21 protein-coding genes and 1 pseudogene are annotated in these 14,596 nt (G+C 72.7%); 13 read left to right on the top strand and 9 right to left on the bottom strand.

Annotated features, from left to right (window positions below):
- Positions 1-69 precede the first annotated feature (69 nt).
- Positions 70-459 carry a hypothetical protein gene (locus tag ABTX81_RS03040; RefSeq protein WP_350541181.1) on the top strand — a complete coding sequence of 130 codons (390 nt, stop codon included), beginning with the start codon at positions 70-72 and terminating at the stop codon, positions 457-459.
- 7 nt (positions 460-466) lie between these two features.
- Positions 467-1,288 (top strand): hypothetical protein, encoded by an 822-nt coding sequence (locus ABTX81_RS03035; RefSeq protein ID WP_350541180.1) that lies wholly within the window; start codon positions 467-469, stop codon positions 1,286-1,288.
- 3 nt (positions 1,289-1,291) lie between these two features.
- On the opposite strand, the gene ABTX81_RS03030 is transcribed toward ABTX81_RS03035, so the two are convergent.
- Positions 1,292-2,176 carry a phosphotransferase enzyme family protein gene (locus ABTX81_RS03030; protein WP_350541179.1) on the bottom strand — a complete coding sequence of 295 codons (885 nt, stop codon included), beginning with the start codon at positions 2,174-2,176 and terminating at the stop codon, positions 1,292-1,294.
- A 101-nt stretch (positions 2,177-2,277) separates the two neighbouring features.
- Here ABTX81_RS03030 and ABTX81_RS03025 point away from each other — a divergent pair, with 101 nt between their 5' ends.
- Positions 2,278-2,712, top strand: coding sequence for a GNAT family N-acetyltransferase (locus ABTX81_RS03025; RefSeq protein ID WP_350541178.1), 435 nt, complete (start codon positions 2,278-2,280; stop codon positions 2,710-2,712).
- 44 nt (positions 2,713-2,756) lie between these two features.
- Positions 2,757-3,320, top strand: a complete 564-nt coding sequence (locus tag ABTX81_RS03020; protein WP_350541177.1) for a DinB family protein — start codon at positions 2,757-2,759, stop codon at positions 3,318-3,320.
- 97 nt (positions 3,321-3,417) lie between these two features.
- On the opposite strand, the gene ABTX81_RS03015 is transcribed toward ABTX81_RS03020, so the two are convergent.
- The 6 genes from ABTX81_RS03015 to ABTX81_RS02990 form a co-directional block, all read right to left on the bottom strand.
- Positions 3,418-4,803: an MFS transporter gene (locus ABTX81_RS03015; RefSeq protein ID WP_350541176.1), complete on the bottom strand. Its 1,386-nt coding sequence runs from the start codon at positions 4,801-4,803 to the stop codon at positions 3,418-3,420.
- Positions 4,804-5,132: 329 nt separating this feature from the next.
- Positions 5,133-5,696, bottom strand: coding sequence for a GNAT family N-acetyltransferase (locus tag ABTX81_RS03010; RefSeq protein WP_350541175.1), 564 nt, complete (start codon positions 5,694-5,696; stop codon positions 5,133-5,135).
- 262 nt (positions 5,697-5,958) lie between these two features.
- The gene (locus ABTX81_RS03005) at positions 5,959-6,477 is read right to left on the bottom strand and encodes a hypothetical protein (RefSeq protein ID WP_350541174.1); all 519 of its coding nucleotides are present in this window, start codon (positions 6,475-6,477) and stop codon (positions 5,959-5,961) included.
- A gap of 144 nt (positions 6,478-6,621) precedes the next feature.
- Complete coding sequence (locus ABTX81_RS03000; RefSeq protein WP_350541173.1) at positions 6,622-7,110, bottom strand: NUDIX domain-containing protein; 489 nt, start codon at positions 7,108-7,110, stop codon at positions 6,622-6,624.
- 17 nt (positions 7,111-7,127) lie between these two features.
- Positions 7,128-7,325 (bottom strand): hypothetical protein, encoded by a 198-nt coding sequence (locus ABTX81_RS02995; protein ID WP_350541172.1) that lies wholly within the window; start codon positions 7,323-7,325, stop codon positions 7,128-7,130.
- Positions 7,322-7,576 carry a hypothetical protein gene (locus tag ABTX81_RS02990; RefSeq protein WP_350541171.1) on the bottom strand — a complete coding sequence of 85 codons (255 nt, stop codon included), beginning with the start codon at positions 7,574-7,576 and terminating at the stop codon, positions 7,322-7,324. Before ABTX81_RS02990 ends, ABTX81_RS02995 begins: the two co-directional genes overlap by 4 nt.
- A 126-nt stretch (positions 7,577-7,702) precedes the next feature.
- Here ABTX81_RS02990 and ABTX81_RS02985 point away from each other — a divergent pair, with 126 nt between their 5' ends.
- The 8 genes from ABTX81_RS02985 (at position 7,703) to ABTX81_RS02950 (ending at position 10,269) form a co-directional block, all read left to right on the top strand.
- Positions 7,703-8,533, top strand: coding sequence for a helix-turn-helix domain-containing protein (locus ABTX81_RS02985; RefSeq protein ID WP_350541170.1), 831 nt, complete (start codon positions 7,703-7,705; stop codon positions 8,531-8,533).
- The gene (locus tag ABTX81_RS02980) at positions 8,530-8,736 is read left to right on the top strand and encodes a DUF397 domain-containing protein (RefSeq protein WP_350541169.1); all 207 of its coding nucleotides are present in this window, start codon (positions 8,530-8,532) and stop codon (positions 8,734-8,736) included. The genes ABTX81_RS02985 and ABTX81_RS02980 overlap by 4 nt, the downstream gene beginning before the upstream one ends.
- 77 nt (positions 8,737-8,813) lie before the next feature.
- Positions 8,814-9,017: a DUF397 domain-containing protein gene (locus ABTX81_RS02975; RefSeq protein ID WP_350541168.1), complete on the top strand. Its 204-nt coding sequence runs from the start codon at positions 8,814-8,816 to the stop codon at positions 9,015-9,017.
- Between the two features lie 14 nt (positions 9,018-9,031).
- Positions 9,032-9,238 (top strand): DUF397 domain-containing protein, encoded by a 207-nt coding sequence (locus ABTX81_RS02970; protein ID WP_350541167.1) that lies wholly within the window; start codon positions 9,032-9,034, stop codon positions 9,236-9,238.
- Between the two features lie 103 nt (positions 9,239-9,341).
- On the top strand, positions 9,342-9,545 hold the full coding sequence (locus ABTX81_RS02965) for a DUF397 domain-containing protein (RefSeq protein ID WP_350541166.1): 204 nt from the start codon (positions 9,342-9,344) through the stop codon (positions 9,543-9,545).
- Between the two features lie 14 nt (positions 9,546-9,559).
- Entirely contained in the window at positions 9,560-9,766 is a 207-nt protein-coding gene (locus tag ABTX81_RS02960; RefSeq protein ID WP_350541165.1) for a DUF397 domain-containing protein, read from the top strand.
- A gap of 78 nt (positions 9,767-9,844) precedes the next feature.
- Positions 9,845-10,048 (top strand): DUF397 domain-containing protein, encoded by a 204-nt coding sequence (locus ABTX81_RS02955; RefSeq protein WP_350541164.1) that lies wholly within the window; start codon positions 9,845-9,847, stop codon positions 10,046-10,048.
- 14 nt (positions 10,049-10,062) lie between these two features.
- Positions 10,063-10,269 (top strand): DUF397 domain-containing protein, encoded by a 207-nt coding sequence (locus ABTX81_RS02950; protein ID WP_350541163.1) that lies wholly within the window; start codon positions 10,063-10,065, stop codon positions 10,267-10,269.
- A gap of 74 nt (positions 10,270-10,343) precedes the next feature.
- On the opposite strand, the pseudogene dapE reads toward ABTX81_RS02950, so the two are convergent.
- Positions 10,344-11,425 (bottom strand): annotated as a pseudogene (gene dapE / locus ABTX81_RS02945) (succinyl-diaminopimelate desuccinylase).
- A gap of 38 nt (positions 11,426-11,463) precedes the next feature.
- A complete protein-coding gene (locus ABTX81_RS02940; protein WP_350541162.1) occupies positions 11,464-12,624 on the bottom strand; it encodes an alanine racemase in 1,161 nt (386 codons plus the stop codon).
- A gap of 261 nt (positions 12,625-12,885) precedes the next feature.
- Here ABTX81_RS02940 and ABTX81_RS02935 point away from each other — a divergent pair, with 261 nt between their 5' ends.
- Positions 12,886-14,466 (top strand): serine hydrolase domain-containing protein, encoded by a 1,581-nt coding sequence (locus ABTX81_RS02935; protein ID WP_350541161.1) that lies wholly within the window; start codon positions 12,886-12,888, stop codon positions 14,464-14,466.
- Positions 14,467-14,596 lie beyond the last annotated feature (130 nt).

Below are 14,596 nucleotides of genomic sequence, written 5' to 3'. Positions count from 1 at the left end.
CCACCGTAACGTGACGTATCGTCAACGCGCACCGGAAAAACGGGAGTCGTACGGGCGAAAGGAGCATGCGTGGGGAACGACGCCAAGGCCGGGCGGGTGTTCGCGGACGCCGTCGAGTACCTCTGCCGCAACGCCGGGGACCTGCGCGAACTCGTCGGCCCCGACGCCTGGGACGGGCCCTTCGCCGCCGTCCGCGACGCCGAACCCGGCGGCGCGGCCTGGCGCGAGGCCGTCCGCGCCCTGCACGAGGCGGTGGAGGCGGCCGGGGTCCCCGGCGGCATCGGACTGCGCGCCACCCTCGGCGCCGGCGACTGGCCCGCGGGACCGCCGGCCCGCTCGACCGGCCGGATCTGCCCGACCGGCCGCTGCGCCCGCGTCGACCTGCCGGGCGAGCGGGCCGCGGACGGTGCCGACCCGCTCTGCGCACTGACCGGCGGCCCGCTCCGCCAGGTGGACTGATCCGCCGGTGGGCCTGCTCCTCGAACTCCAGAAGCGCGTCCCCGACGGCTGGTTCCTGCGCCGGCTGCTCCCGGCCGCGCTGTTCGTCGTGGTGGCCGTGGTCGGCGGCGGGCGGCTCGGCTGGGCACACTGGTCCGACCTCGCCCGCGCCCGCGCCGCCGTCGCCGGCGCGCTGCGCCTCGGCGAGGGCGTCACCTCCGACGGCGCCGCGGTGCTGGTACTGCTCGCCGCCGCCGTGGCGGCCGCCGCCCTCGCCGTGCCGTTCGCGGCGGGCGCGCTCGGCGCGCTGGCCTCCGGCGCGTGGCCCTGGTGGCTGTCGCCACTCGGCCGGCGGCTGACCGAGCGGCGGCGGCGCCGCTGGTCGCCGCCCGACGAGATCGCCCGGGAGGCCGTACGGGCCCGCGCCGCCGGCCGCGAGACGCGCGCCGCCCGGCTGGACGCGCTGCGCGCCCGGTCCGCCCCCACCGCGCCCACCGGGCCCACCTGGTCCGGTGACCGTCTGCGGGCCACCGAGCGGCGCGTGCGGGAGACGACGGGCACGGACGTCGCCGAGGCCTGGACCGGCCTGGTCCTGGGCTCCGCCGACCCCGCCCGGGAGGCCCTGGGCGCCGCCCGCGACGCCTACGACGCCGCCTGCGAGGCCCTGGTCTGGGCCGTCGCGTTCACCGTGCTCGGCGCCTGGTGGTGGCCCTCGGCGCCCGCCGGGGTGCTCCTCGCGCTGGCCGCCCACCGCGCGCTGCGCCAGGCCGTCGAGGCGCTCTGCCGCACCACCGAGGCGGTCGCCGCCCTCCCGGGGCCGCCGGACGACGGCCCCGCCCCCCGGCCCTGACCCTCAGCCGTCGAGCAGCGCCCGCAGCCACCGCTCCCGGCGCCGCTCGATGTACCCGGTGTTCGCGAGCCAGGTGTCGCCGTGCCCCTCCTGCCACAGCCGCGTCCACGGCTGGACGCCGAGGCCCGACTGCTCCCGCAGGAAGTCGTGCATCGCCCGGGTGCGCCGCCCCAGCAGCGGCACCAGCCGCCGTCGCTCGCCCTCGTCGAGCCCGTAGGCGTCCACGAACGCGCGCAGCCGCTCGGCGGCGTCCGCGTCGGCGCGCCGGAAGGCGGGGTCGGCGGCCAGCGGAAGGAACCCGTGCGCGGCGTAGGCGAGGTCCCAGAGCCGGGAGCCGGGCGCGGCCGTGTCCCAGTCGATGAACGCCCACCGGTCGGACCCCTCGTCGACCACCAGGTTCCACGGCGCCAGGTCCTGATGGGCGATGATCTCACCGGCCTGCGCCGAGTCGTCCCGCATCAGCACCTGCCACCGCGCGTCGGCCGGCGGCGTGAACCCCGCCACGGCGTCGTGGAACTCCCTGATCAGCCGGGCCACCCGGGTCAGTCGGGCCACCGGGTCCAGCAGGGCGAACCGTTCCGGCCACACCACCCGGCCCGGCACGAAGCTCAGCACCTCCCGCCCCTGCTCGTCGATGCCGAGCGGACGCGGCGCGGCCCGGAAGCCCACCCCGTGCAGATGCGTCAGCAGCGCGTGCACGGCCGGCGTCCACGGTCCGACGGTGCGCCGCACCGTGTCCCCGACGCGGACGACACTCGCGGTGGCGTTCCCGCCGGTCAGCTGCTCCTCCTCGCCCTCGGGCCTCATGCCCCCGCCCCCGCCGACCCGAACCGGCCCGCCGTCCGCGACGACCGGCCGCTCCTCGGCGTGTCCTTCTCGTTCGTTCACGCGCGGACCCTATCCGCCCACCTGGCCGGGAAGCACCCGGATATCGGTCGCACACCCCGGGCCCGCTGTCTCCCGCGCCGGGATTCTGTCAGCATCCCCCCATGGAGATCCGCCGCGTCACCCGCGCCGAGGACGTCCAGGCCGCGGGTCACCTCTTCGACTCGCCACCGCTCCCCGAGGCCACCGCCCGCTTCCTCGCGGACGACCGCCACCACCTGCTCGTCGCCTACGTGGACGACGCGCCCGCCGCGATGGTCACCGGCGTGGAGACCACCCGCCCGGACCGGGGCACCGGGATGTACCTCCACCACCTGGGCGTGGACGTCCGGTTCAGCGGGCGCGGCATCGGCCCGGCGCTGACCTCGGCCCTCGCCGACCTGGCGCGCGACCTCGGCTGCTACGGCATGTGGGTGGTCACGGACGCGGACAACCCGGCGGCCCGCTCGCTCTACCGCAGCGCCGGCGGCGTCGCGCAGGCCGGGCCGCAGGAGGTGCTCGCCTGGTCGTTCGACGGCACGGACACCCTTCCCCCGTGAAAACCCGGTGGCGTCCCCGCCCGCCACCGACGACCATGTCCCGAATGAGCGACCAACCCGCACGCTGGACCACGGCGACCGTCTACCCCGACATGTGGATGGACCCGGACGACGACCCGCGCGACAACGAAGGCCCGTCCCCGGACGGTGAATTGGCCACCCTGCGGGAGGCGATCACCAACTACCGCCTCACCCTGCGCCTGAAGTGCGACGGCCTGGACGCCGAGCAGCTGGCGCGCCGCTCGGTGCCGCCGTCGACGATGTCCCTGCTCGGCCTGGTCCGCCACCTCGCCGAGGTGGAGCGCGACTGGCACAACTGGATCACCGACGGCGAGCCGCTGCCCAAGCTGTACGGCGCGCGCGACGCCGACTTCGACGGGGCCGTCGCCGACCGGGCCGTGGTGGACGCCGCGTTCGCCGACCTGGAGCGCGAGCAGGCCGCCCTGGACGCCACCCTGGCCCGCCACGCCGACGACCTCGGCGTGCGCCTGGGCCGGGAGAAGCTCGCGGTCCGCGAGGTGATGGTGCACATGATCGACGAGTACGCCCGCCACTGCGGCCACGCCGACCTGCTGCGCGAGTGCGTCGACGGGCGCGTCGGCCAGTAGGGCGGCAGGCATCGAACGCCGCCGGGGCCGCGCCCGATCGGACGCGGCCCCGGCGGCGTGGCTGGTCAGCGCACCGGCTGGTCAGCTCACCGGGCGGTCAGCGCACCGGCTGCGGCGCCGGCCGGGCCGCGCGCGCCTTGCGGGGAGCGGCGCCGGGAGCGGTCGCGGCCGCGCCGAGCGCCGTGCCGCGGGTCTCCTCGGCCCAGAGCACCGAGACCAGCAGGCCGCACGCGGTGACGCCGGCGGCGATCAGCATGGTCGGGCCGGTGCCGATCCCGGTCAGCGACAGCGGCAGCAGGTAGGTGCCGACGGCCGCGCCGATCCGGCTGACCGAGGTGGCCACGCCGACGGCGGTGGCCCGGACCTCGGTGGGGAACAGCTCGTTGGGGTAGGTCCAGTCGAGCACGTTCGGCCCGCCGCAGAGGAAGGCGTACGCGCAGAGCGCGACGACCACGACGGCGGCCGGGGCGTCCGGGAAGAGGCCCAGGACGGCCAGCGGGACGATCATCAGCGCGAAGGAGCGGATGATCACCGGGCGGCGGCCCCAGGTGTCGATCAGGCGCAGCGCGGGGTAGCAGCCGAGCAGGAAGACCAGGCTGATCAGGCCGGTGCCGAGGGTTTCGAGCACGGTGCCGCCCGGCATGCCGAAGGCCTCCAGGAGCTGCGGCCCGAAGGTGAGCATCGCGAACAGCGGGCCGACCTGGCAGAGGAAGAACAGCCCGCAGAAGAGCGTCCGGCGGCGGTAGGGCGGCGTCATCAGCAGGCGCAGGCCGGTCGGGGCGCCGGGGGCGGTGGGCTCGGGCATCAGCTCGCGCCCGTCGACCTTGACCCCGAGGTGGCGCTCGACCAGGCGCACGGCGTCGCCGACCCGGCCGTTGGCGGCCAGCCAGCGCGGCGACTCGGGCGAGCCGCGGCGGATCACCAGGAACACCACGCACAGCACGGTGGAGCTGGCGAGCATCCAGCGCCAGCTGCCGGGGCCGCCGAGCTGCAGGAAGAGGTAGCCGGTCACGTAGGCCAGCACGGCGCCGGCGTACCAGGCGATGATCTGCTGACCGAGCAGTCGCCCGCGGTGCTTGGCGGGCAGCCACTCGGCGAGCAGGGACGTCGCGATCGGGTAGTCGGCGGCCACCGCCATGCCGAGGACGAAGCGCAGCAGGGCGATCGCCCAGACCGCGTCGACCCAGAAGGAGAGCACCGAGCAGGCGATCATCACCAGCAGGTCGGCGGTGTACATCACCTCCCGCCCGATCTTGTCGGTCAGCACGCCGAAGAGCGCTCCGCCGACGAACATGCCGATCAGCGCGGCTGCGCCGATCAGGCTGACGTCGGCGGTGGAAAGCCCCAGTTCGGGGCGCATGCCGATGAGGGCGACGCCCACGATGCTCAGGATGTATCCGTCGAGCAGCGGTCCACCGGAACAGGCGAGCGCGAGCCTGCGGTGGAAGGCGGTATACGGGGCGTTGTCGATAGTGCGGGACATTCGTTCGGGTCCTCCGGAGCGCACCGGGTGCTGTCGCATCCGTGCGCCGCGTAGACGGTCGTCGGCGGCCCGCCGGGGGCGGCGGGCCGATCGTCCGGTGTCCACCGGGCGACCGTCCACAGTTGCCCGGGTCGAGGGGCGGGTCCCCGGGGTCGAAGGTCAGGGGAAAACGGGACGGAGGTCCCGAATCGGACGGGCCCTCGGCCCGTACGGGGAGGGCTTCTGCCCTGCAATACCGGGGCGGACGCGGGTCGCGGGGCGGCCCGCATCGCGGAGTGTGACGCTCGGCACCTCCGCGGGCTGTTCATGGACCCCGACGGCCCCTTCCCTCACCCGTCCGTCCCGAGGGCCGGGAATCCACCCCGCGTCTCCTGCTCCGACGACAGCTCGAACACCCGGACTCGCCGACCGCAGGTGGGATGCACGGTCTCGCGGACCGGGCGCATCCCCAGCTTGGTCATGATCCGTTCCGAGGCTTCGTTGCCCACCTGCGCGATGCTGACGATCCGCTCCAGCCCGCGCTCCTCGAACGCGAACCGGACGGCGGCCACGGCGGCCTCGGTGGCCAGGCCCCGCCCCCAGTGCGAACGCCCCAGCCGCCAGCCGATCTCGACCGCCGGCAGGACCTCCGGCAGGAAGTGCGGCACCGAGAGGCCGGTGAACCCGGCGAGTTCGCCGGTGGACCGGATCTCCACGGCGAACAGGCCGAAGCCGTGCGACTCCCACTCCTCCTCCCACGCCCGGATCCCGTCGCGGGTCTGCCGCTCGTCACGGACACTGCCGTCCCGGATCCACCGCATGACCTCGGGATCGGCGTTGACGGCGGCCATGGGCGCGACGTCCTCCTCGCGCCAGCGACGCAGGATCAGACGGGGAGTCTCAAGCGTGACCATCCCCTCATTCTGCGGTCGCGCACGGGCCCTTCGCCATCCGCCCCCGCCCGGGCGGACGGGGTGGCCGTGGCACCCGGCCATGACCACCCCGTCCCCCGGATCCCGGAACGCCCTCGTCGGCCGGCGCCCGCGCCCGATCAGCGGCCCGCGCCGCAGGCTTCGGCGCGGGCCTGCGTGGGGCACGCGCCGGCCAGTCCGCCGAACTCGACCGGCCCACCCGTGATGTGACGGCTTCCGGAGTGGCGCTTCGTGGCGCCCGGGCTCAGAACGTCGGGCAGATGTGCGCGCGCACCGCCGCCAGGATCTTGGCGCTCTTCTCCGGCCCGAAGCCCTGGGGGTGCTGCGGCGAGGTGAAGCGCTGGGCGGTCAGCTCCACCAACTTCGCCTCGTCCTTCGGGTGCTGGGAGACCGAACTGCACTGGTCCCGGCCGCGACTGACTGCACGGTCCGGCTTGTCCCCGACGATCTCCGGGTCGATGGCGGTCAGGGCCGCGATGTACTTCGCCATCGTGGCGGCGTCCGGCTTCGGGGGCAGCCCGCCGGGCCCGGCCGAGGCGGGCGCGGCGGCGGTGGTGCCGGCGGGCGCCGGTGCCTGGGTGCTCGCGGCAGCCTCCGGCGCGGCCGCCGCGGGCGGTGCCGAGGTCGGCTGCGCCGCCGCCGCGGTGGTCGACGCGGCGGTGCTCTTCGCGTCGGTACTCGCCGCCGTGCTGGAGCAGGCGGTCAGCCCGGCGGCAAGCAGGGCGGCAGCCGTGATGGCGAGGCGGGTGGTGCGGGTACGCATGGTCTCCCTCGGAAGATTGGGGTGTGGTGAGCGGACCATATCCTGTTTGCCTACGACGGAAGGGGTCGCCGCTCGGCACCGACCTTGCCCGGGCCCCGGCCCCTCGCGCGGTTGAGCGCGAGGGGCCGGGGCGTCGTGCTGTGGCTATTCGGCGGGGATGCCGCGGAGCAGGAAGGGGAGGTGGATGCCTCGGGTGAGGGCGGTGAGGGCGTGGGTGGTGCGGCGGTGCTGGTCGGGGGGCATGGCGTCGGCGAGTTGGGCGGGGTGGAGCCAGTGGACGGCGGTGATGGTGGCGGGGGGTCGGTGGCGGGCGACGGTGGTTTCCTGCGCGCTGGTCAATGTCCCGCCCCAGTAGACGAAGTTGATGCCCTCGGGGAGGGTCTGGGCGTCGACGTAGTCGGTGGCGAGGATGTGGCGGAGGGGGAGGACGAGGCCGGTTTCGGTTTCGGTGTGTCGGCGGGCCGCGAGGTGGGGGAGTTCGTTGGCCTCGGCGCTGCCGCCGGGGAGGGTGAGGCCGCTGCGGTAGGCGGTTCCGACGAGGAGGACGGCGCCGTCGCGGTTGAGGATGAGGGCCTGGTGGCCGAGGCGTCGGCGCGGGGGGTTGGTGAGGATGGCGGGGAGTTGGCTGAGCATGGTGGTGTTCCCGGGGATTAGGTCTTGTCGGACGAGATCCAGGTGAAGCAGGCGGGCAGTCCGGCGGAGATGCCGGTGGAGAGAATCAGCCCGAAGATGAGGAGTTGCGGTCCGAGCGGCCCGTCGTGGATCGGCCAGCAGACGAGCGAGGCCGCGAGCGCGGAGAGCGCGGGCACGCCGATGACGGTGGCGACGAGCTTGAGGGCCCGGTTCACGCCACGTCGGCGGCACGCGGCCGGCTGGGCTGCTGGGCGTCGATGAAGCGGGGCTCGGCCAGGGCCTGGATGTGTTCGGGCTTGGTGGTCCACTCACAACCGCCGCTTTCGGGCCGGAGGTAGACGAGCCCGGCGAGGTTGTCCATGAAGACGGCCTCGACGGGCTTTCCGGTGAAGTCCCGGTGCCCGAGGTCGCGGACGACCTCTCCGACGGTGGGGGAGTAGACGGGAATGCGGGGGCGGCTGGGCATGTTGGCTCCATTGGTTGCGCAGGGTCCCGGATCTCTCACGGGGTGTAGCCATAGTGACCCGCTCCGGTTTACGATGGCCAGGGTCTGAACGTTGACCAATTGGGCGCGTGAAAGGTGCCAGCGTTCATGGACGTGCTTGAAGTTGACGCGATGTCATCTCCGGCGGTTCGCTTCGGTCAGGAACTTGCCAGGCTGCGGCGGTCGCGGGGCTGGTCGCAGGTCGCCCTGGCAAAGCGCATGGGCTACTCCAACACCCTGGTGTCGTACGTCGAACGAGCGAAGCGTCCTCCAACAATGAACTTCGCTGTTAAAGCCGACCAAGTGTTTGAAACCGGAGGCACGTTCTACGAACTTTGGCGCCGGCACACGAAGGCCAGCCTCCTGGAGGGCTTCCCGGAGTTCGCTGACGGTGAGGCTAGGTGCCGTCGTTTGCGTGGATTCGCGTTGACAATCGTCAACGGTCTTTTCCAGGTGCAGGAGTACGCCGAAGCATTGGCGTACGCGGCTGTCCAGCGAGGGGCGATCACGCAGTCCGAGGCTGAGCAACGTGTCGAGTTCATGCTGGCTCGCCAGCGCGTTCTAGATCGAAGGAAACCGCCTCTGGTCCACGTGGCGCTGGATGAGGATTGCCTCGTTCGCAGGATCGGCGGGCGAGCCGTCATGCTCAAGCAGCTCGACCGCATCGTGGAGTTGGCGGCCCGGCCCAACATCACTATCCAGGTAGCGCCGTTCTCCTTGGGCGAGAACCTGCCGTTCACGATGCCGGTGACCCTGTTGGATCTACCGGACGGCTCGGTCGTCGGCTACGCCGAATCGCATGCGCGCGGCTACCTTGAACGAAGGCGTGAAATCGTCTCGGGGTGGGAGAGGGAGTACGATCAGCTGGTGGTGGAAGCCCTGCCCAAGGCGGCGTCCCTGGCACTGATCCACAAGGCTCGAAGGGAGCTAACTCCATGAACCCTGACTTGTCGAACGCGTCCTGGTTCAAGTCGTCGTACTCCAACAACGGCGGTGAGTGCGTGGAGGTCTCCGCGAGCTTCCCTGGCGCCGTCCCCGTGCGCGACTCCAAGGACCCTGAGGGTCCGGCTCTCGTCTTCCCGGCCTCCGCCTGGCGCGCGTTCGTGGCCGGCGTGCAGGCGGGCGAGTTCGGCACCGTCTGACGAGAACTCACCGTGTGGGCCCCGACCGGTTTCCCGGTCGGGGCCCACTGCTTGGGGTGCCGCTCTACCGTGTTGCTATGAAGCCGAACGCCTCAATCTCCTGGCGCAAGAGCTCCTTCAGTACCAACGGCGGCCAGTGCGTCGAAGCGGCTACCACTCACCCCGCCACCATCCCCGTCCGCGACTCCAAGGATCCCGACGGCCCCACCCTCCTCTTCCCCGCCCCTGCTTGGCGCTCCTTCCTCGCCGCCGTCCAGGCAGGCGAGTTCGACATCCTCTGAAGGGAGTCAGCCTGATGAGCCCCGATCTGCCCGGCGCCACCTGGTTCACGTCGTCGTACTCCGACAACGGCGGTCAGTGCGTGGAGGTTTCCGCGAGCTTCCCCGGCGCTGTCCCTGTCCGTGACTCCAAGGACCCCGACGGACCGGCCCTGGTCTTCCCCGTCTCCGCCTGGCGCGCGTTCGTCGCCGGCGTCCAGGCGGGCGAGTTCGGCACCGTCTGACACAAGATCACAGCAGGGCCCCGACTGGTTTCCCGAATTAGCCAACAGCATCCGGTTTCCCGGTCGGGGCCCGCTGCTTGCCGTGCCGCGCTAGCGTGTTGGCATGAAGCCGAACGCCTCAATCCACTGGCGCAAGAGCTCCTACAGCACCAACGGCGGCGAGTGCGTCGAAGTCGCGGCCTCCCACCCCACCGGCGTCCCGGTCCGCGACTCCAAGGACCTCGATGGCCCCATCCTCCTCTTTCCGACCCCCGCCTGGCGCTCCTTCGTCGCCGCCGTCCAGGCAGGCGAGTTCGACATCCTCTGAAGGGAGTCAGCCTGATGAGCCCCGATCTGCCCGGCGCCACCTGGTTCACGTCGTCGTACTCCGACAACGGCGGTGAGTGCGTGGAGGTTTCCGCGAGCTTCCCCGGTGCCGTCCCCGTTCGCGACTCCAAGGACCCTGAGGGTCCGGCTCTCGTCTTCCCGGCCTCCGCCTGGCGCGCGTTCGTTGCCGGCGTGCAGGCGGGCGACTTCGGCACCGTCTGACACAAGATCACAGCGGGGCCCCGACCGGTTTCCCCGGTCGGGGCCCCGCTGCTTGCCGTGCCGCGCTACCGTGTGGGCATGAAGCCGAACGCCTCAATCCGCTGGCGCAAGAGCCCCTACAGCACCAACGGCGGCCAGTGCGTCGAAGTGGCAACCACTCACCCCGCCACCATCCCCGTCCGCGACTCCAAGGATCCCGACGGCCCCACCCTCCTCTTCCGCGCCCCTGCTTGGCGCTCCTTCCTCGCCGCCGTCCAGGCAGGCGAGTTCGACATCCTCTGAAGGGAGTCAGCCTGATGAGCCCCGATCTGCCCGGCGCCACCTGGTTCACGTCGTCGTACAGCGGTAACGGCGGCAACTGTGTCGAGGTCTCGGCGAGCTTCCCCGGCGCTGTCCCTGTCCGTGACTCCAAGGACCCTGAGGGTCCGGCCCTGGTCTTCCCTATCTCTGACTGGCACGCGTTCATCGCCGGCGTCCAGGCGGGCGAGTTCGGCACCGTCTGACGCAAGTCCGCTGTTGGACTGCAACGGTGGTCGACCCGGACTCCGCCCTCTCCCGGAGGACGGGAAACCGGGCGTCAGCCGATGAGCCAGTGCTGAAGGGCACGGTGGACTTCGCGCAGTTGGGAGACCTCCACGTACTCACCGGGGGTGTGGGCCAACGACGGGTCGCCCGGACCGAAGTTCACGGCGGGCACCCCCGCCGCGGTGAAGCGGGCGACATCGGTCCAGCCGAGTTTCGCCTGCGGCGCGGTGCCGAGCCGCGCGAGCAGCGACGCGGCGGCGGGCCGGTCGAGCCCCGGCAGGGCGCCCGGCAGCACGTCGGTCACCTCGACCTCGTACTCGGGAAAGAGCCCCCGCACGTACGCCTCCGCCTCCCCGGGGGTGCGGCTGGGTGCGTAGCGCAGATTGACCGTGACCACGCACACGTCGGGGACCACGTTGCCGGCGACCCCTGCCCGCACCGCCACGGCGCTCAGCCCCTCGCGGTACACCAGCCCGTCGACGACCACCCCTCGGGGGTGTGCTCCGCCAGTCTGCGCAGCACCTCGCCCGCGAGGTGCGCCGCGTTGACGCCCATCCACGCCCGGGCCGTGTGCGCCCGCCTTCCCCGGACGACGACGTCCGCCGTGAGGAAGCCCTGACAGCCGCCCTCCACCGTGCCGTTGGAGGGTTCCATCAGGATGGCCAGATCGGCGTGGAGGAGGTTCGGGCGCTCGGCGGCGATCCTGCCCAGTCCGTTGCGGTCGTCGGACGTCTCCTCGCACGCGTAGAAGACGTAGGTGAGGTCCCGGACCGGAGCCGTGACGGTCGCCGCGGTGTGCAGGGCCACGGCGACGCCGCCCTTCATGTCGCAGGCGCCGAGCCCGTGCAACCGCCCGTCCGCGAGACGTGAGGGCAGGTTGTCGCAGGCCGGGACGGTGTCCAGGTGACCGGCGATCACCACGCGCTCGGCTCGTCCCAGTTCGGTGCGGGCGACCACGGAGTCGCCGATCCGCTCGACCCGCACATGGGGCAGGGCCCTCAACGCGCGCTCCACGCCGTCGGCGAGCGCCGCCTCCTCACCGCTCTCGGACGGTATGTCGACCAGCGCGCGTGTCAGCTCGACGAGGTCCGCGCCGGAATCGAGTGCGGTCCTGGTGTCGCCGGGGAAGGTCATGGCAGTGCTCCATCAGCTAGGGGGTGAGGTGTCGTTGATCAGCGGAACCGGGGGTGCCACACCTCACCCGTGTGCCCCTGGCCGTCGACGACGGTGATGTCGGGCCAGCGGTCGAAGGCGGAGCAGGGGTGGGAGATCCCGAGGTCGACCTCGTCGCCGATGTGCAGATCACGCGCCTCGGTGAGGACGAGGTGGTGGTCGTAGATCCGCTCCGCGGTCGCCGCGGCGGCGGGTCGCCGTGCGCCGTGCGGATCGCGGGCGGAGACGAGGACGGGCAGGCCGGCGTCGTAGGGCAGCTCGCGTTTGCCGGCGCCGACGACGGCTCTCCCCGGTTCCGGGGTGGAGAGCACGACCGCGCGCACGGTCAGCGCCGCCTTCAGGCCGGGCAGGTGGGAGACGTGCGCGTAGGTGCCGTGATCATGGGTGACGTAGCAGCCCGACCGCAGGACGGGCACCGCCGTCGGCAGGCCGTCGGGGTGGCGTTCGGCGCGGGCGAGGGCGTGGACGACCCGGTCGGGAAAGGCCGAGCCGCCCATGCTGAAGACGGGCCGCGTGGTCTCGAAGAGCGGGGTGAGGCCGCGGAACACCGCGACGGTCCGATCGCAGTGCTCGTCGACGGCCGCGAGGGTGGCGGTGTCCCTCAGGTTGGGCCGGACGCCTTCGTAGCCGGCGACACCGGCGAGCAGGAGTCCGGGCGCCGCCCGGACGGCCCGGGCCAGGCCGGCGGCCTCGGCCGGCCCCTTCACACCGGTGCGGCCCCCGTCCGTTCCGACGTCGACGAGGACGCGCAGGGGGGTGCGCGCGCCGGCCGTGGACGACCGGGCGAAGCCGATGCCGGCCGGGGAGTCGACGAAGCAGTACAGCTCCCGCTCCGGTGCCTCGTCGAGCCACCGGCGCAGCCGGGACAGGTCGTGCGGGTGGACCACCTGGTTCGCGATGATCACCCGCCGCGCCCCCCACTCCAGGGCGATGCCGGCCTGTGTCACGGTGGCGACCGTGACGCCCCAGGCCCCCGCGGCCAGCTGCCGTTCGACGACGGGGCGCGTCATGGTGGTCTTGATGTGCGGGGCCAGCTCGACCCGGTGATCGTGGCACCAGGCCGCCATGAGCCGGATGTTGTGCTCCAGCGCCCGCGCGTCGAGGCGGAGTTCCGGCAGCTGCGCGGACGGGTGGACGTCTCGTGGCATCTCGCGGTCCATGGGCTCCTCCGGGCACGGCAGCTGAGGGCCGTTGGGTGATGGGGGGCGTGCACGTGCGACGGAGCGCGGGTTCCGGCGCACGCGCGCCGATGGCTTCGGGGTCGCCGACACGCCCGACGGCGTGTCCGGAACGCGCTCGACAGAGGAATCCTCCCGACGTCGGGATGTATGGGGACATGTCCTTGCGGCCAACGTTGGGCGAGCGGACTTTGCCGTTTGGGACAAACCTTCCGGGCAGTCGTGGCTGAGAGCCTGTGGCGCATGGATTTCTCAACAACGTTGTCCGAGGTCGTGGGCTCGGCGGTACGCCCGGGCGACCCGGGACTGTCCGTCGGGATATACGCCGACGGGAAGCTGATCCACCAGGCATCGGCGGGGCTGGCGAGCGTGGAGTTCGGGGTGCCGGTCGACACCCGGACACGGTTCGACATCGCTTCCATGAGCAAGCAGTTCACCGCCGCGGCGGCGCTGCTGCTCTGCCGCGACGGGCGGCTGTCGCTGGACGACGACATCCGCACGCACCTGCCCGAGCTGAAGCTGGCGGTGCCGGTGACCGTCGGCCAGTGCCTGCGGCACACGGGCGGTCTGCGGGACTGGCTGGCCCTGGCGGAGATCGCCGGCCGCCCGCTGACGAGGATCACCCAGGACCAGACGCTGGCCTTCGTGGCCGGGCTGACCGAGGTCGACTTCGAACCGGGGACCGCGTTCTCCTACTCCAACACGGGGTACGTCCTGGTCGCCTCGCTCGTGCGGCGGCTCACCGGCCGGACCCTGGGGGAGTTCACCACGGAGCGGATGTTCGCACCGCTGGGCATGAACGAGACCGTGTTCCGCGAGGACAGCCAGGAGCCGTTGCCGCGATTCGCCTACGGGTACGACGTCACGCGCGGTGCCGTCCGGCGCGCTGACACCGAGGAGTCCGCGGTCGGTGACGGCGGTCTGGCCACCAGCGTCGCCGATCTGGCGCCGTGGTTCGGGTTCCTGCAGGACGGCCGGGTCCTGGGCGCCGACATCCGTGACGCGCTGGTGCGGCGGGTCGACTCCGGGGACGGCGAGGAGCGGCCGTACACGCTGGGTCTCTACCACACGACGATCGCGGGCCGTCCGGCGTTCGGCCACGCCGGCGGTGTCCCCGGGTACCGGTCGCAGCTGCTGTTCATGCCGGACGCCGGTCTCGGCGTGGCGCTGCTGGGCAACAACTCCTCGATCGACTCCCCGAAGCTGGCCACCCGGGTGCTCCGGCTGGCCGCCGGGCTGCCCGAGGACGATCCCGTCGAGCTGATGGCGGACCCGGTGGCCGCCGAGCCCGCCGCCCGGCTGACCGGGGACTGGCTGGATCCGCGATCCGGCCTCCCGCTCCGGATCGAGGCCGTGGGCGGCGGCCGGATCCGCGTCCACGGCGCGCCGCGCGGCGGCGAGTTCGCACCGGCCGTCGACGGCAGCTGGCAGGGCCTGGGGGACAGCGCCGACTTCCGGCTGCGGGTGTCGTCCGGCACGATCAGGATCGGATCGGTGTACCGCCCCGGCCGCGCCACGGAGTACTGGCGCTGTCCCCCCGCGGACGCCGGCGCCACGCTGCCACCGGCCGTCTACCGCAGTCCGGAGCTCGGCGTCCTGGCGACGGTCACCCGGGACGGCACGCTCGAACTCGGCCTGGAGTTCGTCGGGGCGATCGAACCGGCGCCGGACGGCGCGTTCCGCGCGGGCGGCCTGATCAGCCTGCGCCCCAGCGGCGACGACCTCCTGATCAGCACGGACGGTGTCCACCGGTTGCGCTTCGTCCGACAGCCCGACGACGCCGTCCCCCTGGGGCTTCCCCCCGGCCTCAACCTCGCCACCTGACGGCCCCCACCCGCTGTTCGCTCTCCCCCGACCGCCCCGAGGTGTCCCTCATCGGCGTCCTTTCCACCCGATCCATCTCCTGACGAGGACTCCCCATGACCCCAACCCTGCCAAGCCGCCGGAAAGCGCG

The sequence above is a fragment of the Kitasatospora sp. NPDC097605 genome (assembly GCF_040302725.1).
Classification (GTDB): Bacteria; Actinomycetota; Actinomycetes; order Streptomycetales; family Streptomycetaceae; genus Kitasatospora.
Note: the sequence above shows the minus strand (reverse complement) of the source record. Positions and strands in the feature narration are given on the sequence as shown.

Excerpts from the sequence above, each read along its gene's own strand:
- ABTX81_RS03025 (WP_350541178.1), top strand. The coding sequence starts at position 2,278 with ATGGAGATCCGCCGCGTCACCCGCGCCGAGGACGTCCAGGCCGCGGGT.
- ABTX81_RS03020 (WP_350541177.1), top strand. The coding sequence starts at position 2,757 with ATGAGCGACCAACCCGCACGCTGGACCACGGCGACCGTCTACCCCGAC.
- ABTX81_RS03015 (WP_350541176.1), bottom strand. The coding sequence starts at position 4,803 with ATGTCCCGCACTATCGACAACGCCCCGTATACCGCCTTCCACCGCAGG.
- ABTX81_RS03010 (WP_350541175.1), bottom strand. The coding sequence starts at position 5,696 with ATGGTCACGCTTGAGACTCCCCGTCTGATCCTGCGTCGCTGGCGCGAG.
- ABTX81_RS03005 (WP_350541174.1), bottom strand. The coding sequence starts at position 6,477 with ATGCGTACCCGCACCACCCGCCTCGCCATCACGGCTGCCGCCCTGCTT.
- ABTX81_RS03000 (WP_350541173.1), bottom strand. The coding sequence starts at position 7,110 with ATGCTCAGCCAACTCCCCGCCATCCTCACCAACCCCCCGCGCCGACGC.
- ABTX81_RS02990 (WP_350541171.1), bottom strand. The coding sequence starts at position 7,576 with ATGCCCAGCCGCCCCCGCATTCCCGTCTACTCCCCCACCGTCGGAGAG.
- ABTX81_RS02985 (WP_350541170.1), top strand. The coding sequence starts at position 7,703 with ATGGACGTGCTTGAAGTTGACGCGATGTCATCTCCGGCGGTTCGCTTC.
- ABTX81_RS02980 (WP_350541169.1), top strand. The coding sequence starts at position 8,530 with ATGAACCCTGACTTGTCGAACGCGTCCTGGTTCAAGTCGTCGTACTCC.
- ABTX81_RS02975 (WP_350541168.1), top strand. The coding sequence starts at position 8,814 with ATGAAGCCGAACGCCTCAATCTCCTGGCGCAAGAGCTCCTTCAGTACC.
- ABTX81_RS02970 (WP_350541167.1), top strand. The coding sequence starts at position 9,032 with ATGAGCCCCGATCTGCCCGGCGCCACCTGGTTCACGTCGTCGTACTCC.
- ABTX81_RS02965 (WP_350541166.1), top strand. The coding sequence starts at position 9,342 with ATGAAGCCGAACGCCTCAATCCACTGGCGCAAGAGCTCCTACAGCACC.
- ABTX81_RS02960 (WP_350541165.1), top strand. The coding sequence starts at position 9,560 with ATGAGCCCCGATCTGCCCGGCGCCACCTGGTTCACGTCGTCGTACTCC.
- ABTX81_RS02955 (WP_350541164.1), top strand. The coding sequence starts at position 9,845 with ATGAAGCCGAACGCCTCAATCCGCTGGCGCAAGAGCCCCTACAGCACC.
- ABTX81_RS02950 (WP_350541163.1), top strand. The coding sequence starts at position 10,063 with ATGAGCCCCGATCTGCCCGGCGCCACCTGGTTCACGTCGTCGTACAGC.
- ABTX81_RS02940 (WP_350541162.1), bottom strand. The coding sequence starts at position 12,624 with ATGGACCGCGAGATGCCACGAGACGTCCACCCGTCCGCGCAGCTGCCG.
- ABTX81_RS02935 (WP_350541161.1), top strand. The coding sequence starts at position 12,886 with ATGGATTTCTCAACAACGTTGTCCGAGGTCGTGGGCTCGGCGGTACGC.